We start from the raw sequence: 20,563 nt of genomic DNA, 5'->3' as shown, positions 1-20,563 counted from the left end.
CGTTTGCCAAAGCAGCCACGCCACCCGCAGCGATCACAAGCCAACGAAGCGCTCTTCTGCGGAGTCCTGCCATGTCGTTCCTGCCTTCCATACGCGAAGCCTACCCCAAGCACCCGCAGGGCCCAAACTGCCGGGCAGATTCTGCCGCCCGGCGGGGGAAAACTGCAGGTCTTTCCCCGTCAGATGGTGAATCACATGCGGGAAACTATAGCGCTTCTGCGGGTTTTCCGGTTAACGCAGCTAGGCATGGCGCTTGCTCCCTGTAGATAGCCCAATTCATCAGTCCCGGCAGATCCGGGGCGGCTTGGGCGGTGCAGGGAACAGGAGTTTTCAGCCATGTATCACGCACTCTCCCCCACTGAAGAGATCTTCCCCGTTTCGGATCTCAAGGGGCTGAAGGAGGAACCGTCCTTCATCGGCCATCTCGACCAGCCGGCACTTCACATGACCCGCGAGACGCGGCAATTGATCGAACGCGCCCTTGCATATGCCGCGGAGGCACAGCGCACGATTTCCGAGCAGGAAACGCGCATCGCCCAGCTTGAAACCCTGTCGATGACAGACGAGCTCACCGGCCTTCTCAACCGGCGTGGTTTCACCGATGCCCTTGACCGGGCCCTGGCCAATGCCCGCCGCCACGACGAGCAGGGCTTGCTCGTGGCGATTGATCTCGACGGCTTCAAGCCCGTCAACGACACTTTCGGCCACGCGGCCGGCGACGAGATACTGAAGTTTGTCGCCGACTTCCTGGCGGAGCGGGTCCGGACCACTGACTACCTTGCCCGCCTCGGCGGCGACGAGTTCGCGATCCTGATGGTCAACGGCAATCTTGCGCCGGCACGTCATCGCGCCATCGAACTCAAGAACGAACTGAATTCCGCAACGGCCCGTCTCAACCACGGCGACATCCCTGTCCGCGCGAGTTTTGGCATTGCGCCCTATGACCGCAATGCATCTCCTCAACAGGTGATGCATATGGCGGACGTTGCCATGTATCACGACAAACGCCGCCGCTCGCCGGAACCAACGCGCCTGCGTCCATTCCAGGCAGCGCGCTAGACGCCAGCCGCTGCGGGGGCGGCTGCGTTGATACGACGAGCCACCAGGGCGCGAGGACGCTTGGCACCAGCATCCGCAATGCGCCCTGAGAAACCGACAAGGGGAGATCCTTTTGGGTCTCCCTTTTTCGTGTCCGGCACCAGGACGTGACCTGACTTCAGGCCGTGCATACACCGCGCCATGGGTGCACCCAGGCCCCAAATACACGAAATGCGTGTCCTTCAAAAAAAATCGTGCCCATGCGAAAAGAGCGCCCAAAGAAACAAAGTTTTCTCAGGAGCAGGACACCATGGCAGGACGGATCGACGCCCGACTGAAAGAACTTGGCATTTCTCTGAGCGACCCGGTGGCCCCTGCCGCCAACTACGTGCCTTATGTGGTCACGGGTAATCTGGTTTTCATTTCAGGCCAGGTCCCCGTCGATGGATCCGGTCTGCCCTATGTCGGCAAAGTGGGTGACACCGTCAGCCAGTCCGACGCGGTGAAGGCAGCCCGCCTCTGCGGCCTCAACATCCTGTCCGCCCTCCGCCAGGCCTGCGGTGGCGACCTCGACAAGGTAACGCGCTGCGTGAAGCTGGGCGGCTTCGTCAACGGCACCCCGGAATTTGACCAGCATCCGGCGGTCATCAATGGCTGCTCTGATCTCATGGTCGATGTGTTCGGCGAAGCCGGCAAACATTCAAGATTTGCTTTGGGCGCCGGAAACCTGCCCTTCAACGTCGCCGTCGAAATCGACGCAGTTTTTGAGATCGCCTGACATGGCCCGTGACCTTGCCTGGCTAACTGCCCGCCCCGTCGCCCATCGCGGACTGCACGGGCTTGAGGACGGCGTTGTCGAAAACCTCCCCTCTGCGTTCCAGGCGGCTATCAATGCGAACTACGCAATCGAGTGTGACCTGCAGCTTGCTGCGGATGGCGAAGCCATGGTCTTCCACGATGCCACCCTCGACCGGCTCACCGAAGCAACCGGCAAGGTCTTTGCCCACACATCAGACGACTTGAAGAAAATCTCTTTCAAAACCACCACGGACCGTATGCAGACGCTGGGTGAGTTTCTTGACCAGGTTGGTGGCAAGGTCGTGCCGGTCATTGAACTCAAGATCCCCTTCGGCAAGGAAGGCCCCCTGGAGAAACGGACCGCCAAGCTTCTCAAGGACTACAAAGGCCCGGCAGCCGTGATGTCCTTTAATCCCCGAAGCATGGGTTGGTTTGCAGAAAACGCTCCGGACATCACACGTGGCCAGCTGTCCTATGCATATGATCAGGGCCCAGCACTCTCCATGCCCTGGATGCGGCGGATGGCACTGAAGCACATGCTGTTGAACTGGAAGAGCCGGCCGCACTTCATCGGATTCGACGTCAATGCCCTGCCCCAATGGTCTGTCGACCTGCGCCGCAAGCTTGGCTTGCCCGTTCTCACCTGGACAGTAAGAACCGATGCTCATCGCGACTCTGCGGCAAAGCATGCAGACCAGATCATCTTCGAGACATTCCGCCCCTGAGCAGATGGATGGCCATCCCTCGCGTTTCGCCTTTTCGTGACCTTCGAAAAGCATAGGTTTTCTGCCACGGCCCTTTAGGTCCCGCACCGGGACAGATAGAATGGCGCGGCATGGGTGACGCAGACAAAATCATCGCTCGGACAGAAGCCAGCATGGCCGCGATCGACGCGGACCAGTGGGATGCATGCGCCAATCCCGGTGGCTCTATTCCCTACAACCCCTTCCTGTCTCACCGCTTCCTGTCAGCACTGGAAACATCGGGCTCCGCGACACCGGAAACCGGCTGGCAGCCCTATCACATCCTCGTTGAAGACGGTCGAGGTCAGATCAAGGGGTGCTGCCCGGCCTACCTCAAAGGCCATTCGCAAGGCGAGTATGTCTTCGATTACGGCTGGGCGGATGCCTGGGAACGCGCCGGCGGGCGCTATTACCCCAAGCTGCAGGTATCGGTCCCATTTACCCCGGCGACAGGTCGCCGCCTTTTGGCCATGCCCGGCCCGGATCAGCAGCAAACGGAAGACCAGATTGCCGCAGCGCTTGTGGAACTGACCAACCGGCTCGAACTGTCGTCCTGCCACCTCACCTTCCTGCCGGAAGACCAATGGACACGCCTTGGCGAGATCGGTTTCCTCCAGCGCACCGACCAGCAGTTTCATTGGGAAGATGAGAACTACGGGACCTTTGACGGCTTCCTGTCGGCACTTGCCTCGCGCAAGCGAAAGAACCTCAAGAAAGAACGCGCCCGCGCTGTCGAAAATGACATCACCATTGAGTGGGTCACCGGGAGCGACATCACCGAAGATCATTGGGACGCCTTCTTCCGCTTCTACGTTGACACGGGCAGCCGCAAATGGGGCACCCCCTACCTGACCCGGTCCTTCTTCTCGATCATCGGCGAGGAGATGCCGGAAGATATTCTTCTTATCCTTGCAAAGCGTGACGGGCGGTACATCGCCGGCGCGCTCAACATGATAGGATCGGAAACCCTGTTCGGCCGGTATTGGGGGTGTACGGAGCATCACGACTTCCTGCATTTTGAAGTCTGCTACTACCAGGCCATTGAATTTGCGTTGGCGCGTGGGATCAAGCACGTGGAAGCGGGTGCACAGGGTGCTCACAAATTGGCCCGCGGCTATGCGCCGAATATTACCTATTCAGCGCACTACATTCCCAATCCCAGCTTCCGTGAAGCCGTCGACAACTACCTTGCCGCCGAGCGCCGCCATGTGGCTGCCGACGCGGAGATGCTGGCGGATCACGCCCCGTTCAGAAAAACAGACAACGACAAAGACTGACGTCCGAGGAAACTCCCATGCAGATCCCCGCCTATGACGACAACAATATCTTCGCCAAGATCCTCCGCGGCGAAGCGCCGGCCCACAAGGTCTATGAGGACGAGCAGACATTCGCCTTCATGGACATCATGCCCATGGGTGAAGGTCATACTCTGGTGATCCCGCGGGAGCCGGCAGTGACCATGTTTGATCTCAGCGCCGAGGGCGCCGCTGCCCTGATCCAGACCACCCAGAAAGTAGCCCATGCAGTCCGCGCGGCCTTTGAGCCGGAAGGCGTGGTATGCGCGCAGTTTTCAGGCGCCCCTGCCGGCCAGACCGTCTTCCATATTCATTTCCACATCATCCCGCGTTGGCAGAATGTGGAGATGAACCTCCATGCGCGCGTCATGCAGGACCACGACGTGCTGGCAGACCACGCAAGGCGCATCACGGAAAAACTGGGTTAGACTTCCCCACATAGAAAATCACGGGAGGGGGACACTTTCCATGCGCAATACCCGTATACTGGCTGCTTCAAGCCTTCTGTCAGTAACCTTGCTGGCGACAATCACCGCTCAAGCGGCCCCGGAACTGGCCGAGGGTTGGTCTCTGGAACCCCTCACGGGCCCGTCGCCGTTCCATGGTGTTCACGGCCTCACCGTAACGCCGGAAGGCCGCTTGCTTGCCGGCTCTGTCGTCGGTGCCACTCTCTACGAAATCAACCGCGAAACCGGGGCCGTCTCTATCGCTGAAGCCCCGCCTACCGGGATGGCGGACGATGTGGAGCAAGGCCCCGACGGCACTCTGGCATGGACCGCCTTTCTGCAGGGCAAGGTCTTTGCGCGCACACCCGAGGGCACTCTGCTGACACTCGCCGAAGGTCTGCCCGGCACGAACTCGATAGCGTGGCGCGAGGATGGCCGGCTGTTCATGACTCAGGTCTTTGCCGGGGACGCCTTGTGGGAACTTGACCCCACAGGCAAGAAGGAGCCCCGCCTAGTCATGGAAGGCATGGGTGGCCTCAACGGTTTCGACTTCGGCCCCGACGGGCACCTCTATGGCCCCATCTGGTTCAAAGGACAGATCGCCCGCGTCAATGTTGACGCAGGCACACTCGAGGTCATCGCTGATGGCTTCAAGACGCCAGCCGCCGTCAACTTCAGTTCAAGCAACGAGCTCTTTGTTGTCGATACACAGGCCGGCGAAGTCATCCGCGTGGACGTCCCCACCGGTGAGAAGACGCTCATAGCCCAGGTGAAGCCGGCTATCGATAATCTCGCCTTCGCCCCTGACGACACACTCTACATCTCCAACATGGCCGACAACGCCATCATCGAAATCAATGTCGAGACGGGAGACAGCACCCCACTCGTATCGGGCCCGCTCGCCGTCGCCGCCGACATTGCCATGGGTCCTGACGGGAAGACGCTGTACGTCGCCGATGTCTTTGCGATCCGCACAGTCGATACAGAGACCGGGGACGTAGGCGAGATCGCACGCGTTTTTGCTCAGGAGATGGATTATCCCACCAGCATGGCCATTGCGCACGGCAAGGTGGCTGCGGCCGGCCTTACCGCAGGCGCCGTGCAGGTGCTGGATGCGGCCTCAGGCAAATCGCTCGGCCTCCATCACGGCTTTACCACGCCGACGGACGCACTTCCTCTGGAGGACGGGGGCATTCTTGTTACCGAATACGCAAAGGGTGCCATAGTGCGCGTGAACCCGGATAACTGGGACGATCGCGTGAGCATTGTTGAAGGTCTCGAAGGACCGGCCATGCTCGTCCAAGGTCCGGGCAACGCCATCTATGTCTCCGAGACCTCTGGCGGCCGGATTTCCCGCCTGACAGACAGTGGCGGCGTGGAAACCGTGGTGGATGACCTCGCCAACCCGGAAGGGTTTACCTTCCTCGCAAGTGGTGCAATCGCAGTTGCCGAAGCGGCAAAGGCACAGATCACCATCATCGATCTGGTGTCCGGATCAAAGTCGGTTGTCGCAAGCGGCTTGCCTTTCGGTGCTATCCCCGCTGAAGGGCCTGAGGTCTTCATGCCGACCGGCCTGGCCGCCGATGCGTCAGGCACGCTTTACTTCTCATCCGAATATCTCGCCCAAGTCTTCCGCCTTCAGAGCCCCGCAGAAGAATAAGATCGCGCCAGCCACCCTCCTGACAGAATGCTGTCAGGAGGGCTCTGGCACTGTCTCGCTCGTCCTTCCCGCCCATATCGGGCCCGCCATGGAGAGAGAGCGATGACACACAAACCTGACCATTTTACCGTCTGGGCAGAATTGCCTGTGACCGACCTGGATCGCGCGACCGCCTTCTACAACAAGGTGTTCGAGACCGAACTCCAGCGCGATGACAACGGTCCCAATCCAATGGCCGTCTTCACGACCTCTGACGGCCAGGGCTCCGCCGGTCACCTCTATCCCGGAACACCCGCAAAGGATGGCAATGGCCCGACCATCCACCTTGCCGTTCCGGGCAAGCTGGAAGACGCAATGGCACGCGTGACGGAAGCCGGAGGCAAGGTTCTGAGTGACCCGATCACCATTCCCGCTGGCCGCTTCGCCTATGCTATCGACCTTGATGGTAATTCCATCGGCCTGTTTGAAACCGCTGCCTGAACGATCGGACCACTGACATGCGCCGCGCCGACCGCCTCTTCCAGATCGTCCAGCATTTGCGGGGCGGTCGGCTAACTACCGCCCGGCAACTTGCGGAACGTCTCGAAGTGTCGGAGCGCACCATCTATCGCGACATCGCCGATCTGGTGGCCTCGGGTGTCCCAATCGATGGCGAGGCCGGGATTGGGTATCTGATGCGTGAAGGCTTCGACCTGCCACCACTTATGTTTACCCGCGACGAAGTGGCTGCACTGGTGGCGGGTGCCCGTTTCATCCGGGCCTGGGGCGGTGCCGAAATGGCAAGGGCCGCACAGGAAGCCCTTGTGAAGATTGAAACTGTGTTGCCAGCCTCTACCCGTGACTATGGCCGACAGGTGCAGATCCATGCCTTCGCCCCGGCAGAGCTGACTGACGACCACCGCAGAACCATCGACAAGCTCGAGCGGGCGATCGATGCGCGCACCCGCCTATCGATCTCCTATGAGGATCTGGAGGGCGAGAAGAGCACCCGCACCGTCCGCCCGCTGGGCCTATGGTTCTGGGGAAAAGTCTGGACGCTGGTCGCCTGGTGTGAGCTGCGCGACGATTTCCGGGTCTTCCGGATCGACCGGATTCAAGTGACCGCTACCGGTGACATGTTCAGGCCCGAGCCCGGCAAGACCTTGACCGAGTTCTACCGCCAGAAAGAAGCGCACTAGACAGCCAGCAGCCTGAAACGTGCCCCTACCTTTTGCCCAAAGGAAAAGGGCACCCTTCGGGTGCCCTTCTCGCTTATTTCTCAGCCTTCTCCGTCGCCTTCTTGCCCTTCTTCTTCGACGGTGGCGGCGGCGCGGCCTCAACCGCGAAGGAGAGCTCGTCGCCCTTCACATCCACATGCACGACGCCGCCGCGCTTGAGCTTGCCGAACAGCAATTCCTCGGCCAGCGGCTTCTTGATGTGCTCCTGGATAATGCGGCCGAGCGGACGCGCACCAAATTGCTCGTCATAGCCGCGGTCGGCGAGCCACTTGTTGGCCGCCTTGGAGAGCTCGATCGTGACGTTACGGTCAGCAAGCTGCACTTCGAGCTGAAGCACAAACTTCTCGACCACGCGCGCGATGATGTCTTCGCTGAGACTCGCAAACGGAATGGTGGCATCCAGACGGTTGCGGAACTCAGGCGTGAACAGTTTCTTGATCGCCTCTTCGTCCTCGCCCTCGCGCTTGGTGCGGCCGAAACCAATTGGCGGCTTCTGCATATCCGACGCACCGGCATTGGTCGTCATGATCAGGATCACGTTGCGGAAGTCGATTTTCTTGCCGTTATGATCCGTAAGCTGACCATGGTCCATCACCTGCAACAGGATGTTGAACAGGTCCGGATGCGCCTTCTCGATCTCGTCGAGCAGCAGCACGCAATGGGGATGCTGGTCAACGCCATCAGTCAGAAGACCGCCCTGGTCAAAGCCGACATAGCCTGGGGGCGCGCCGATGAGGCGCGACACCGTATGGCGCTCCATATACTCGGACATGTCGAACCGAAGGAGCTCGACCCCCATGATGGACGCAAGCTGACGCGCAACCTCAGTCTTGCCCACGCCTGTCGGGCCTGAGAACAAGTAGGAGCCGATCGGCTTTTCCGGTTCACGCAGGCCGGCGCGGGCCAGCTTGATGGCTGCGGCCAGTGCCGTGATGGCATCGTCCTGGCCAAACACGACCCGCTTGAGATCAGTCTCAAGGCTCTCAAGCTTCTCCGTGTCCGTCTTGCTGACGGACTTCGGCGGGATGCGGGCCATGGTAGAAATCACCGACTCCACTTCCTTCACGCCGACCGTCTTCTTGCGCTTACTCTCCGGCAGCAGCATCTGCGACGCGCCCACCTCGTCGATCACGTCGATTGCCTTGTCCGGCAGTTTCCGGTCGTGCATGTAGCGCGCCGACAATTCCACCGCCGCCTTGATGGCATCATTCGTGTAACGAACCTTGTGGTGCTCCTCGAAATAGGGCTTGAGACCCTTCAGAATCTTGATGGAGTCGGGGACAGACGGCTCAGCCACGTCGATTTTCTGGAACCGGCGCACCAGCGCGCGATCCTTCTCGAAGTGCTGGCGGTACTCCTTGTAGGTTGTCGACCCAATGCAGCGCAGGCTGCCGGATGCCAATGCCGGCTTCAGCAGGTTGGAGGCATCCATTGCCCCGCCTGACGTGGCACCCGCCCCGATCACCGTGTGAATTTCGTCGATGAACAGGATAGCGCCGGGATAGTCCTCAAGTTCCTTCACAACGGCTTTAAGGCGTTCCTCGAAGTCGCCGCGGTAACGCGTGCCTGCGAGAAGCGCGCCCATGTCGAGGGAGAACACCGTGTCCTCCTTGAGGACATCGGGCACTTCACCATTGACGATGCGGCGCGCCAGCCCCTCGGCAATCGCCGTCTTGCCGACCCCCGGATCACCCACATAGAGCGGGTTGTTCTTCGAGCGGCGGCACAGGATCTGGATCGTGCGGTCAATTTCCGCATCGCGTCCGATCAGCGGATCAATCTTGCCGGCCTTTGCCTTCTCGTTGAGGTTCACGCAATAGGTCTCAAGCGCCTCGGTGCCTTCCTTGACGCTGCCTTCAGCCGTGTCCTCATCATCACTGGAACCGCGCGGGCTGCGCGTTTCGTTCATATCCCCACGTTTGGCGATACCGTGGCTGATGTAATTGACCGCGTCATAGCGGGTCATGTCCTGTTCCTGCAGGAAATAGGCGGCATGGCTTTCGCGCTCCGCAAAGATCGCGACAAGCACATTGGCGCCGGTCACCTCCTCCCGCCCGGACGACTGCACATGGATCACGGCGCGCTGGATAACCCGCTGGAACCCCGCCGTCGGTTTGGAGTCCTCGCCATTATTGACAATCAGGTTGGACAGTTCCGTGTCGATATAGGAGACAAGGTCCGAGCGCAGCTTGTCGAGATCAACGGAACAGGCGCGCATCACCGCGGCTGCATCCTGATCATCGATCAAGGCCAGCAGGAGATGTTCAAGCGTGGCGTATTCGTGCCCGCGCTCATTGGCCAGTGCCAGGGCGCGATGGAGACCTTCCTCGAGGCTGCGGGAAAAACTTGGCAACGCACCTAACTCCTTGTCGCTCGCAGCCCCAACAATATGACACCGCGTATTAACAGTTTGACGTCCCGTCCCACCAGACGCAACGGCCTGCCCCCGTCTGATCCTTCAGCCCGGATCAGAAAGTCCCCTCACTCCTTCTCCATCGTGCATTGCAGCGGATGCTGATGCTGGCCGGCGAAGTCCATCACCTGGGTGACCTTGGTTTCAGCCACCTCATAGGTGAACACCCCGCACACGCCGACGCCATTTTGATGGACATGCAGCATGATGCGCGTGGCATCTTCTCGCCCCTTGTTGAAGAACCGCTCCAGCACATGGATTACGAACTCCATGGGCGTGTAGTCGTCATTGAGGAGCAGCACCTTGTAGAGGGACGGCTTTTTGGTTTTGGGCTTCGTCTTTGTGATGACACCGGTATTGGTGCCGCCGCCGGATGACCCGTCATCAGGCGGACCACCATCGGCAGGGTCATCCGGAAGCAGCACGAAGCGGCCTGCCAAGCAGGACGCACCGGCAGCCATCGGGGGGTGAATAGTCGCGGTCATGGTTTCAACAGGCATGCACTGGTCAACGAACGGGAAGCGGCCACTGGCTGGAAATTCACAGCGAAACAGGGCCGCTGCCTGACGCCGAGAATACAGCAAATATGGGGCTTTATCCCAAAATGTGAAGATGCGGCAGGGCGCACAGGGCCAAGCCCGGGTAATGAGCCGGAGGGCTAGTGAATGATCTCGCCTTCGAGTTCCTCTAGCCAGCTCTCGACCCGCTTCCGGTTCACCCCGAAATCGTAATAGCCGGTCTTGGAGCGGCTGTAGATCGCCAAGGTGGAGTTCGAAGCATCCACTTCGATCACCTGGATAGAGATCATGTCCTTGAAATTGAGGACAGAGGAATACTGCACGAACTCGAAGGCCATCCGCGCCTCATCCATGCCTGCAAGCTCGATCCGCGGCTGCCGGCTGACAACATGCATGATCGCGTCCCGCAGTTCCGAGGCCGGGACGTCATAGACGTCGGCCGGACAATGAGGCACAGCGTTGTCGCAGATCTCGTCCGGCGCCACGAGATACTCATTCGGCGATCCCTTGAGCTTCAAACGCCTGAAATCCAGCGCAGCAACCCCGGTCTTGATTCCCTTTTTGGCCATTCAGAAAGCTAATACGACATCAGCCTTCCGGGAAAGTGAAACCCGCATTCATTGCGAAATCCCAGATCATCCACAGGGAAGTTAACGACTGTTAACCCTTTTCTAACCACGCCGGGGCATGGTCTCGTTTGGCCCAGTTTTCAGGCATTCCGGAGCCTCTAATGCCCGCCCCGAGCGCACAACATCCAAGGTGCCCGTTCCCGGTTGCAACACCGGCGACACATGCCCCTGCTATCGCGGCACAATCCAGCGGTTTTTCCGCCGCCCGAAAGGCCCTGATCGGCATCGAAAATGCAGGGCTTGGGGGATTGCATTTGGAGTGGCTGGCATTACCCTTTGACGGGGTGTCAAATTCAGGCAAACCGGGCAGCCAGCCTACCCCGCCATGTGCCATCGGGGGATCGGTCACATGGTCAGCGTGAGAATGGTGGGTAGCGTGCGTATCAGCTGCTTGAGAGGGGCGAAGTCCTTGGGGATTGAAGCAAGACATGGCGCCGGATCAGCCGTAGCGCAGGCACGCGGGCCCTTTGGTCTTGTCGTCGCCGCGACGATGATGCTCGCGCTCACGCTTTCCGTGGCCTTGGCAACGCCGGCAGCGGCAAAACCAAAATACGCTGCCCTTGTGCTCGATAAGTATTCGGGCCGCGTGCTTTTTTCCCGCCACGCGGACGCCCATCGTTACCCTGCCTCTCTCACCAAGATCATGACGCTCTACATCGTGTTCGAGGAGCTAGCGAAAGAGAACATCACTCTGGATACCAAGTTCACGGTGTCCCGCCACGCCGCCGGGCAGGCGCCGTCGAAACTGGGTCTCGACGCTGGCGATACGATTACGGTTGAGAACGCCATTCTTGCGCTGGTCACCAAGTCGGCCAATGACGTTGCCATGGTGGTTGCCGAAAACATCGGCGGCAGCGAACGGAAGTTCGCCCAGCAGATGACCAAGCGCGCCCGCGAGCTGGGCATGGCGCGGACGACGTTCCGCAATCCGCATGGCTTGCCCGACAAGCGCCAGGTTACGACCGCGCGCGACATGGCCACCCTCGCCCAGCGGATCATGGATGATTTCCCGCAGTACTATTCGTATTTCGGCACAGAAAGCTTCACTTTCCGCGGCCGCACCTTCAACAATCACAACAACCTGCTGGGCGACTACGAAGGTACCAACGGCATCAAGACGGGCTACACACGTGCGTCAGGCTTCAACCTGACCGCCTCTGTGACCCGCGACGGCAAGCACCTGGTCGGTGTCGTGATGGGTGGCAAGACGCCGCGCACCCGAGATGACCATATGCGTGAGATCCTGGACGAAGCCTTCGGACGCGTCCCCACACGCGGGCGCATCTCCATCGCCAGCGCGGCGCCGATCCCCCGCGCACGCCCGAACGTCACCCTGCCGACGGCAGAACCGCCGCAGCTGATGGCCTCACTGGAAGCACCTCGCGCGCCGACAAATGCGCCCTCAGTGAAGCCCGCGGACGCATTTGACGCCGCTACCGCGGCAGCCTTGCTGGCAGAACCTGCACCCGCCCGACGCCCTGCCGTGACCTTCAACGCGCCCACGCCTGATGCTGTCGCACCAACCGCTGCCTCCCCAGAGACCGCTTCCGGCCTCAGAGGGCCGACCACAGAGCCTGAGGCACCTGCCCGGCAGGTCGCAGCAGCTGCGGTCGCACCACGGGTCTTCGATGATGTATCGGCCTGGCTTGTCTCTCCGGCCAATGCCCGGGAGAGTGCCCCCCGGCCGGCTGGCACGCTGACGGATCCTGGCCGCCCCACCGGAGCGGGTGACATTTCCTCCGCAACCGATGTCAATCTCGCAGCTCTCAACGACCCGGGAAGCTACAGCACGGTTTCCGCCGGCCATGCCTGGCGCATCCAGATTGGCGCCTATTCGGACGCCACCGAAGCAGGACGGCGCATCCAGGCTGCCATGGCACGTGCGCCCAGCGTTCTCAAAGGCAAGGGCCCTGCAACAGTACCGGTCCGCACTGCCTCACGCACCCTCTTCCGGTCGCGCTTTACGGGGTTCGACGGGGAAGATCAGGCCCGCAATGCCTGCACCCGCCTGATCCGTGAAGGCATCAGCTGCATCACGGTGCCACCGGACGACTGGTATGCCCCCACGACAAACTAGGCAGGCGTGCCAGGTTTCAGGCACGCGCTCGCGTTAGCAGCAGGTCTTTGGCCTGATTGATCTTGGCTGCCAGGTAGGAAGAGCCTCCCGTATCCGGATGCACCTTGCGCATCAGCTCTCGGTGGGCCGCCTTGATCTCATCCACAGTGGCACCCGGCGACAGACCAAGCACCTCATAGGCTTCATCCTCGCCCATGATACCAGATGATTGCCTACGAGATTGCTTACCCCAGTCGCCAGCCTGTTCTTCGCTTTCCTCACTGGCGCCCGTCTCGTCCACATCCGGTCGCTCACGCTCGATATAGCCATCAAGCAGACGGAGAGACTCGGCATCGTGTCCCAACTCTTCGCGCAGCAATCGCAGGTCTTCGCTATTCAGATGGGCCAGGTCCGCACCTGAAAAACGACCCTGGCGGACACGTCCGCCCATATGGCCGCTGTCATGTTCAAGCCATAGGGACAGCCACGGGGTTTCTATCGTCGACACCTGCCCCTCGCTCGGAGAGCCGAAGCCGGGCACGGCCTTAGCTAACCGGCCGAGAAAGGCCGTGTTTCCGCTCAGCAGCGCGAAAGCAAAGGCGCCGACGGGAATAGCCAATCCGAGCCGCCCTGTTACCGCAAGGAACAGGCACAAGAGCCCCAGGAGCCCACCGCCCACATAGCGAAGCAGCTTTGCCAGCTGCGCGGCAGGCAAGGTCTGCGCCGACCGGATAAGGAGGATGGCGGCACCGAGGAGGCAGGCAAAGAGAATGAGGTAACCCATATGGCCCGGCTCCTATCTGACCTGATGCGTCAATTGCCGGACCAGTGCCGGCGCGGTCCGCGCATGTGCCTCGAGCTGACGATGACCGCCAGTGGCATAGACAGCAACGGCCCGAAGCAGCGCACGGAGCTGATCCGCGGCTCCCGCATCGAAACGCACAAAGGCACCTCCGGTCAGGCGAGCCACTTCCTTGAAGGTGGCTTCTGCTGTTTCGTCGAACCCTTCCTGGAACATGAAGGCTCGGGTGCCGTGCAATGCCAAATCACCGGCCACAGCGCACACATCGTCCGCGGCCTCTTCCATACAGTCACCGGCATAGACCACCGCCGGAAGCGATTGTGCCTGGGCCTCTTTCAGAGCGTGCCGCAATGCCCGCCTGATCTGCGTATGACCGCCACGCACCTGCACACCCGTCATGGCCCTGGCAAGCCCACGGGGGTCACCGACCCAACCGGAAGACTTGAACTCTCCATGGCCGCGGAAATAGGCAAGTTGGACGTCCAGCCCTCCAAGATCCGCAGTCACCTCAAACATCTGAGCCTGCACACCCAGGGCCTGGTCCCAGGTTTGCTGCCGGCTCATCGTGGCATCCATGATGAAGAGCAAACGGCCCCGAGCCCGCCCCTGTGACCGCACTGGCGCAGGCGTGGCCGCCACCTTTGCCAGAAATGCGTCTACCTCGCTTGCGCCCCGCGATGAAAACGTTGCAGCAGCGCCCGTCCGGGACGCAGGGGCCTTGCGCTCACCAGCCATGGCAAGCGGCCATTGCGGAGATACATCTGAAAAGCGTGTCCATGCCCTAAAGATGGGCCGCAACGCGTCCGCTGCCAAGGGCACAGATATCATCGGTTTTCTGGAAGAAACAGCCGTCAGACAGCCTGGGCGGCTTCGGCATCCTTGCCTTCGTCGAGGCCCGGCAGACGCAGTGCCGTAAGGAGGTCACGCACCTCCTGCCGCGCCGCAATATGCGACATTGACAGCGGGACGCCCGCATCATCGTCGATAATATCCAGGAGCGTCAGCCCCATCGGGAACATCTCACGGAAAATGACGCGCTCCCCGAAACCGGGGGCGAGGCGGAACCCGATACGGCCTGCCAGGTTGGTCAGAACCTGCTCGACCCGCCGCTTGTTCTTGGCATCCAGATGCGACAGGCGGTTGCGCATCACGACCCAGTCTATGGACTTGCCTTCGACCATCGCCTTTCGCTTCCGCGCTTCCCACACCATCTCGGAATAGATGGACGGGCCCATCACCTCATTGGTGTCGGGATCCACCTTGCCGAGAAGGTCAAAATCAACAAAGGAATCGTTCATCGGGGTGATGAGTGTGTCCGCGGAGCGATGGCCGACACGGGACAGGAACACGTCAGAACCCGGACAATCCACCACGACAAAATCGCAGGTCGCACGGAGCTCGAAAAGGGCCTGCTCGAAATTGCTCTCCTCTTCCCGCTGGGCTGCTTCCTTGCTGTCCAGGGTCGAGGGGTCGATCACCTCGTGGCGCGGAAAGGCCAGACGAAGGCCGGTGCGATCGCAAAGTTGGCGCCGGTTCTCGAGATAGCGGGAGATGGAACGCTGGCGGCTGTCGAGGTCAATGCAGCCGACCTTGAAACCAGCCTTCATCAGACCGGCAATGAGGTGCATAGCGCTCGTGGACTTGCCCGACCCGCCCTTCTCATTGCCGAGAACGATGACATGCCCGCGCCGCCCCTCGGGCCCGGACTGTTTACCATTCGTGCGAGACCGCACGCTTATGACTTGCCCCGAATTCACGCTACTCACCCCCGTAGAATGCGGAGATATTGGGAGTGTGACGGTGCCGAAGTCAACACGCTACCCGGTGGAAATCCCGCATTGGCACACATTCTTCACATCCCAAAATTGCATGGCTTGGAAAACAGCGGTTTTCCTGCTTCCCAGCCTGTATATGTTGCGAAACCCGTGCCACATAAAGGGCCTCCCGGCCGTCCGGAACTGCCCGAAAATGAGGCATACAGGCTGTCTTTCCGTACTCGGAGCAATCGACCATGCTTCAAATCGTCCGCACCGTTTCAGACCTTCGTGCCCTAATCGCCGAACGCCGGAAGGCAGGCCAACGCATCGCCATGGTTCCGACCATGGGTGCCCTGCATGAGGGCCATCTCACATTGGTCGATGCCGGGCTTGCGGCAGCGGACGAGGTGGTGGTGAGCCTGTTCGTGAACCCCACCCAATTTGCCCCCGGTGAAGACCTCGACCGCTACCCGCGCGACGAGGAAGGTGATCGCGCCAAGCTCGAGACCCGTGGCGCGACGATCCTCTGGGCTCCTGTCCCAACTGAAATGTATCCGGACGGCTTTGCGACATCGGTCAGTGTTGGCGGCCCATCAGAAGGACTTGAGACGGAACACCGACCGCACTTTTTCGGCGGGGTGGCAACCGTTGTCACCAAGCTGCTGCTGCAGGCCCTGCCTGACGTCGCTGTTTTCGGTGAGAAGGACTACCAGCAGCTGCAGGTCATCCGCCGTCTGGTCACCGATCTGAATATCCCGGTGGAAGTAATGGGCGGCCCCACGATCCGCGAAGCAGATGGGCTCGCCATGTCATCGCGCAATGCCTACCTCTCGGCTGATGAACGCGCTGCAGCACCGGCCCTGCGTGAGGCCCTCAAACGCGCAGGCCGCGCTGTCCTTGAGGATTCGTCCCCCCCTCAAGCAGAAGCCGCCGGCGCCGAACACCTCGCAGCCAGCGGCTTCCACAAGGTGGACTACATCGCCATCAGGCACGCTGACAGTCTGGCGGCAGTCACCCCCCACGACATCGCGTCTGGTGTCCCCCTGCGCGTACTGGGTGCAGCCCATCTCGGCAAGACCCGCCTGATCGACAATCTCGACCCACGCTCCGAGACCTGATCCTGTGAAAAAGGCGATGTCAGCCTTGTGGCTTTAGCTGTCCCAGGGCTTCTGGCGAAAATCGCTCATAGGTCAGTGTACCAAGCGGGTAGCTGAGCCCGAAGAGCTCAAACCACAGCAACGACCCGTTGACGGCCTGATGACGGACATAGACCAGCAGGTCCTCAGCTCCGTCACCGTTGAAGTCACCCCGCGCAACTTCACCATAGGTGGACGCCATGCCACCATAGGCAAGGTCTAGCTGCCCATCAGGCGCGGAGCGCGTCAGGACATCGCCGGTTGCGATCATGCTGCCCACATTGAAGCCACCAAGCTTGAGGTTGGCGAGCGCCGTCTCCGTATCCGGAGACAGAGCCGGCAGGATATCCACCGGCAAAAGGGATAGGGTATCAAACCCAACGCCTTCATCCTTGAAGCGGGACGTCGCCGCCACCGACGACATATCGAGCGACAACAGCGCACCGCATGCCACCCGCAAGAAGCCTTCAGAATTCATCTCTAGCTGAGTAGCGGCATACCACCCTGCCCTTACCGCCTCCGCATAGGCACGGCAGGTCCGCACCGCCTGCGTCCTGCTGTCATCCTTTGGTGCGGTAAGAAGCACACCGCGCCTCGCGCCGGTCTCAGGATCAGCAGGGCCAACGGCAAGGGGGGCATCAAGCAGTGCCTGGATACGGGAGCTGTCCGGGCATCCTTCCGCAGTCATGGTCTCGAAGACCAGAGGCATAGACAGGCAGGCGCCGGCGGCCCGGGACGGCGTCGCATAGGCGGCCAGAGCAATACCCACCCCAAGCAATACCGCCACGTAGCCCCAAATCCTCATAGCAGCCCCAATTCCATCAGCTCCGCTTGCATTTCCGGCGGCATCTCGTCATTGGTTCCGGAGACCCCTTCAAGATCTGCCGGGGCATCCTTGGGGTCAAGATAGCGCCAGCCCTGGAACGGACGGCGCGGCTGAGGACGCGTCGGGATGAGAGGCGTATCGAGAATGAGACGGCACCTCTTAACGCCCTCCTTGTCCACCACGGGCTCAATATCGAGCAACCGTTGGCGAACACGGACCACGCCCGCCATCACCCAGTAGAGCGAACCACCATCCAGCAGCTCGTCCTTGCGTTTCGGCGTCATGCGCGTGGTGTGGAACAAGTGGTCAACCTTGCCATATGCGGTCTTGCCTGCCAGCACGCGGTTCTGCCAGTCAGCAAGGTGCTCAATGGAGGGGGCACCGACGCAGAGCTTTATCAAATGCACTGTCATGAGGGTGATCTAGGAAGCCGGATCCTCAAAAACCACCAAAGCCGCCCCACCTTCGACCTGGTCGCCCACCGCCGCCAACACATCGGATACCTTGAGGTCGCCGGGCGCTGACAGCGTGTGTTCCATCTTCATGGCTTCAAGCGCAATCAACGGCGCACCGCGCGACACGCTGTCTCCTGCCTTGACCCATACCTGGGTGATCTTGCCGGTCATGGGTGCGGTGACACCACCGGATGCGGCGGCGTCGTCGCCCGTCACATCCAGCGGGTCAGGTAATGCAAATGTCCAGCTCTCACCCTCGCGCATCACCGTTATGGCGTTGGAGGCATGTACGACACCTGCCGCAATCCCATGTCCATCAATCAAGGCATGAACCCGTCCTGCCCCGTCAACCGCTGCGGCAGCAGATGCGGCACGCCCGGACCAGGACGTCTCTATGCCGTCCTGCGTGTACCGGACACACAGCTCCCTGCTCTCCTCCCCCTCGATCAGGATGATCGTTTCCTCAGCCGTCCCGGAAAGGCGCCAGCCGGAGACATCGTTCCACGGGGAGTAAGGATCTGAGGCACTGCCCGTTTGTGACGCCGCAAGGCGTGATTGGGCCACGGCAATTGCACCCAGAAGAAGAACCTCATCGGGGGCGCCGGCGACCGCTGGCACCAGCGCATCGAGATGCTCATCGATGAAGCCCGTATCCATAGCACCGGCTGCGAAGACGTCATGACCAATGACCTGGCGCAGGAAGGAGGTATTGGTACGCACACCGGCGACTTCCACCTGCCGCAATGCGGCATCCATCTGCCGCCGTGCGTCGTCCCGCGTGTCCCCCCAGGTAACGAGCTTGGCGATCATCGGATCATAATAGATCGAGATCTCGTCCCCCTCCCTTACGCCGGCATCGACACGCACGGCATTGGACTCAGGCGGCAGTCCGAATGCGGCAAGACGGCCGGTGGATGGAAAGAAACTCTTCGCCGGATCTTCCGCGTAAAGGCGCACTTCGAAGGCATGCCCGTTGATGCCTATGTCATCCTGCTTGAGAGGCAGCAGCTCACCCCCAGCCACGCGCAACTGCCAGTCGACGAGATCCTGGCCGGTGATCATTTCCGTAACCGGATGCTCAACCTGAAGCCGCGTATTCATTTCCATGAAGTAGAACCGGTCCGACCGCAGGCCGTCAGACGCGTCTGCGATGAATTCAACGGTCCCCGCCCCGCGATAACCAATTGCCCGTGCAGCCTCGCATGCTGCATGGCCCATGGCGGCGCGCATGTCGTCCGGCATGCCGGGGGCTGGTGCTTCTTCGACGACTTTCTGGTGGCGCCTCTGAACGGAGCAATCCCGCTCGAAGAGATGAACCACGTTGCCATGCGCATCCGCAAAGACCTGGACCTCGATGTGGCGCGGGCTTGCCACGAACTTCTCAATCAGCACGCGATCGTCACCAAAGGCCGCCTTGGCCTCGCGGCGGGCAGACTGCAATGCCTTGTCGAAGTCCGCAGCGTCGTCGACACGGCGCATGCCCTTGCCGCCACCGCCGGCCACTGCCTTGATAAGCACGGGATAGCCAATCTGGTCTGCTTCGCCCGCAAGATAGGCCGCATCCTGATTGTCGCCGTGATAGCCGGGCACCACCGGCACCCCGGCCTTCTCCATCAGCGCCTTCGCCGTGTCCTTCAAACCCATGGCGCGGATCGCATCCGCAGGCGGACCAACAAACACCACCCCCGCATCCGCGCACGCGTCAGCGAATTCCGCGTTCTCGGACAGAAACCCATAACCTGGGTGGATAGCATCAGCCCTGCTGGCCCGCGCTACGTCCAGGATGCGGTCCATCCTGAGATAGCTTTCTGCGGCAGGAGCGGGCCCCAGCAGATGCGCTTCGTCCGCCATCTCCACATGACGGGCACCCGCATCGGCTTCTGAATAAACAGCAATGGTGCGAAGGCCCATGGCCCGCGCCGTTTCGATCACGCGGCAGGCAATTTCGCCGCGATTGGCAATCAGCAAAGACGTAATCATCAGCGGCGCCAGTCCGGGTCCCTTTTTTCGAGGAACGCTTCAATGCCCTGAGCTGCCTCGCCGCCTTCCCTGTTCCTGGTGTGGGCGGCAACGATCTCGTCGATCAACTCGTCATCGATGGGCAGACCCGTGACCTCGTCCATTAGCGCCTTGGTTGCAGCGAGGGCACCCGGGGCCGCGGCAAAGATATGATCCACATAATTGGACAACCGGCCCTCGAGTTCCGTGTCGTCTTTCACCACCACATCCACGAGCCCAAGCCGATGCGCCTCGGCAGCGTCGAACGGCAATGCACTAAGGAGATAATGGCGGGCAGCCTTGATGCCGATGGCTTCGATGACATAGGGCATGGCCAATGCGGGAATAAAGCCGTGGCGGACTTCCGAGAATACGAAGCGCGCAGCTTCGGTCGCCACCACAACATCGCACGCTGCCACAAGACCAAGGCCGTAGCCCGCAGCGGGCCCCTCCACGACGGCGATTACCGGCTGCGGAAGTTCACGCACACGGCTGAGCACTTCGGCAATGGCTTCCGCATCTTCCTCGGTTTCATCATCTGTGTAGTGAGCCAGATGCGGCAACCAGTCAAAATCGGCAAGGCCGGAGAACACTTTTCCCTCTGCCCGAATGATGACGCCACGCACGGTATCGCCATTGGCGCGCAAGTCTTCCAGCCGGTCGTTCAGGTCAGCCACAAGGTCCGGGTTGAACGCGTTGTGCTGGTCGGGATTGTTGAGGGTGATGGTCGCCAATCCCTCTCGGGAGACTTCCATGAGTACGAATGCATCAGCCAT

At 60.9% G+C, this 20,563-nt stretch carries 20 protein-coding genes; 10 read left to right on the top strand and 10 right to left on the bottom strand.

Going from position 1 to position 20,563, the window contains the following annotated elements; genetic code table 11:
* Positions 1 to 336 precede the first annotated feature (336 nt).
* The 8 genes from HG718_RS05385 (at position 337) to HG718_RS05350 (ending at position 7,158) form a co-directional block, all read left to right on the top strand.
* Positions 337 to 1,059 (top strand): GGDEF domain-containing protein, encoded by a 723-nt coding sequence (locus HG718_RS05385; RefSeq protein WP_160587652.1) that lies wholly within the window; start codon positions 337 to 339, stop codon positions 1,057 to 1,059.
* Positions 1,060 to 1,348: 289 nt separating this feature from the next.
* Entirely contained in the window at positions 1,349 to 1,816 is a 468-nt protein-coding gene (locus HG718_RS05380; RefSeq protein WP_027837676.1) for a RidA family protein, read from the top strand.
* 1 nt (position 1,817) lies between these two features.
* Positions 1,818 to 2,561 carry a glycerophosphodiester phosphodiesterase family protein gene (locus HG718_RS05375; protein WP_160587651.1) on the top strand — a complete coding sequence of 248 codons (744 nt, stop codon included), beginning with the start codon at positions 1,818 to 1,820 and terminating at the stop codon, positions 2,559 to 2,561.
* A gap of 110 nt (positions 2,562 to 2,671) precedes the next feature.
* Positions 2,672 to 3,856: a GNAT family N-acetyltransferase gene (locus tag HG718_RS05370; RefSeq protein WP_160587650.1), complete on the top strand. Its 1,185-nt coding sequence runs from the start codon at positions 2,672 to 2,674 to the stop codon at positions 3,854 to 3,856.
* Positions 3,857 to 3,879: 23 nt separating this feature from the next.
* Entirely contained in the window at positions 3,880 to 4,302 is a 423-nt protein-coding gene (locus HG718_RS05365) for an HIT family protein (protein WP_205345744.1), read from the top strand.
* Positions 4,303 to 4,342: 40 nt separating this feature from the next.
* Positions 4,343 to 5,980, top strand: a complete 1,638-nt coding sequence (locus HG718_RS05360) for a Vgb family protein (protein ID WP_160587648.1) — start codon at positions 4,343 to 4,345, stop codon at positions 5,978 to 5,980.
* Positions 5,981 to 6,082: 102 nt separating this feature from the next.
* Positions 6,083 to 6,460 (top strand): VOC family protein, encoded by a 378-nt coding sequence (locus tag HG718_RS05355; RefSeq protein ID WP_160587647.1) that lies wholly within the window; start codon positions 6,083 to 6,085, stop codon positions 6,458 to 6,460.
* A 17-nt stretch (positions 6,461 to 6,477) separates the two neighbouring features.
* The gene (locus HG718_RS05350; RefSeq protein WP_160587646.1) at positions 6,478 to 7,158 is read left to right on the top strand and encodes a helix-turn-helix transcriptional regulator; all 681 of its coding nucleotides are present in this window, start codon (positions 6,478 to 6,480) and stop codon (positions 7,156 to 7,158) included.
* 73 nt (positions 7,159 to 7,231) lie between these two features.
* On the opposite strand, the gene clpA is transcribed toward HG718_RS05350, so the two are convergent.
* The 3 genes from clpA to HG718_RS05335 all read right to left on the bottom strand — a co-directional run bounded on the left by clpA (position 7,232) and on the right by HG718_RS05335 (position 10,697).
* The gene (gene clpA / locus HG718_RS05345) at positions 7,232 to 9,550 is read right to left on the bottom strand and encodes an ATP-dependent Clp protease ATP-binding subunit ClpA (protein ID WP_160587645.1); all 2,319 of its coding nucleotides are present in this window, start codon (positions 9,548 to 9,550) and stop codon (positions 7,232 to 7,234) included.
* Between the two features lie 128 nt (positions 9,551 to 9,678).
* Positions 9,679 to 10,071 carry an ATP-dependent Clp protease adapter ClpS gene (gene clpS / locus HG718_RS05340; RefSeq protein WP_027837669.1) on the bottom strand — a complete coding sequence of 131 codons (393 nt, stop codon included), beginning with the start codon at positions 10,069 to 10,071 and terminating at the stop codon, positions 9,679 to 9,681.
* A gap of 197 nt (positions 10,072 to 10,268) precedes the next feature.
* Positions 10,269 to 10,697 carry a DUF1499 domain-containing protein gene (locus tag HG718_RS05335; RefSeq protein ID WP_160587644.1) on the bottom strand — a complete coding sequence of 143 codons (429 nt, stop codon included), beginning with the start codon at positions 10,695 to 10,697 and terminating at the stop codon, positions 10,269 to 10,271.
* A gap of 469 nt (positions 10,698 to 11,166) precedes the next feature.
* Here HG718_RS05335 and HG718_RS05330 point away from each other — a divergent pair, with 469 nt between their 5' ends.
* Positions 11,167 to 12,834 carry a serine hydrolase gene (locus tag HG718_RS05330; RefSeq protein ID WP_160587643.1) on the top strand — a complete coding sequence of 556 codons (1,668 nt, stop codon included), beginning with the start codon at positions 11,167 to 11,169 and terminating at the stop codon, positions 12,832 to 12,834.
* A 16-nt stretch (positions 12,835 to 12,850) separates the two neighbouring features.
* Here the strand turns inward: HG718_RS05330 and HG718_RS15690 are convergent, their stop codons facing one another.
* The 3 genes from HG718_RS15690 to HG718_RS05315 form a co-directional block, all read right to left on the bottom strand.
* A complete protein-coding gene (locus HG718_RS15690; RefSeq protein ID WP_280179180.1) occupies positions 12,851 to 13,597 on the bottom strand; it encodes a DnaJ domain-containing protein in 747 nt (248 codons plus the stop codon).
* 12 nt (positions 13,598 to 13,609) lie between these two features.
* Positions 13,610 to 14,203 carry a VWA domain-containing protein gene (locus HG718_RS05320; RefSeq protein WP_244617702.1) on the bottom strand — a complete coding sequence of 198 codons (594 nt, stop codon included), beginning with the start codon at positions 14,201 to 14,203 and terminating at the stop codon, positions 13,610 to 13,612.
* A 263-nt stretch (positions 14,204 to 14,466) separates the two neighbouring features.
* Positions 14,467 to 15,348 (bottom strand): division plane positioning ATPase MipZ, encoded by an 882-nt coding sequence (locus HG718_RS05315; protein WP_027837666.1) that lies wholly within the window; start codon positions 15,346 to 15,348, stop codon positions 14,467 to 14,469.
* 278 nt (positions 15,349 to 15,626) lie between these two features.
* On the opposite strand from HG718_RS05315, the gene panC reads away from it, so the two are divergent.
* Positions 15,627 to 16,490, top strand: coding sequence for a pantoate--beta-alanine ligase (gene panC / locus HG718_RS05310; protein ID WP_160587640.1), 864 nt, complete (start codon positions 15,627 to 15,629; stop codon positions 16,488 to 16,490).
* A 19-nt stretch (positions 16,491 to 16,509) separates the two neighbouring features.
* Here the strand turns inward: panC and HG718_RS05305 are convergent, their stop codons facing one another.
* Genes HG718_RS05305 through HG718_RS05290 form a run of 4 tightly spaced genes read right to left on the bottom strand, consistent with a single transcriptional unit; the run spans position 16,510 to position 20,563 of the window.
* Positions 16,510 to 17,295 (bottom strand): hypothetical protein, encoded by a 786-nt coding sequence (locus tag HG718_RS05305; protein ID WP_160587639.1) that lies wholly within the window; start codon positions 17,293 to 17,295, stop codon positions 16,510 to 16,512.
* Positions 17,296 to 17,309: 14 nt separating this feature from the next.
* Complete coding sequence (locus HG718_RS05300) at positions 17,310 to 17,747, bottom strand: DUF1489 family protein (protein ID WP_160587638.1); 438 nt, start codon at positions 17,745 to 17,747, stop codon at positions 17,310 to 17,312.
* Between the two features lie 9 nt (positions 17,748 to 17,756).
* On the bottom strand, positions 17,757 to 19,769 hold the full coding sequence (locus HG718_RS05295) for an acetyl/propionyl/methylcrotonyl-CoA carboxylase subunit alpha (RefSeq protein ID WP_160587637.1): 2,013 nt from the start codon (positions 19,767 to 19,769) through the stop codon (positions 17,757 to 17,759).
* The gene (locus tag HG718_RS05290; protein WP_160587636.1) at positions 19,769 to 20,563 is read right to left on the bottom strand and encodes an enoyl-CoA hydratase-related protein; all 795 of its coding nucleotides are present in this window, start codon (positions 20,561 to 20,563) and stop codon (positions 19,769 to 19,771) included. The genes HG718_RS05295 and HG718_RS05290 overlap by 1 nt, the downstream gene beginning before the upstream one ends.

It is taken from the genome of Pyruvatibacter mobilis (genome assembly GCF_012848855.1).
GTDB classification, from domain to species: domain Bacteria; phylum Pseudomonadota; class Alphaproteobacteria; order CGMCC-115125; family CGMCC-115125; genus Pyruvatibacter; species Pyruvatibacter mobilis.
This window is presented reverse-complemented; position numbering and strand designations above follow the sequence as displayed.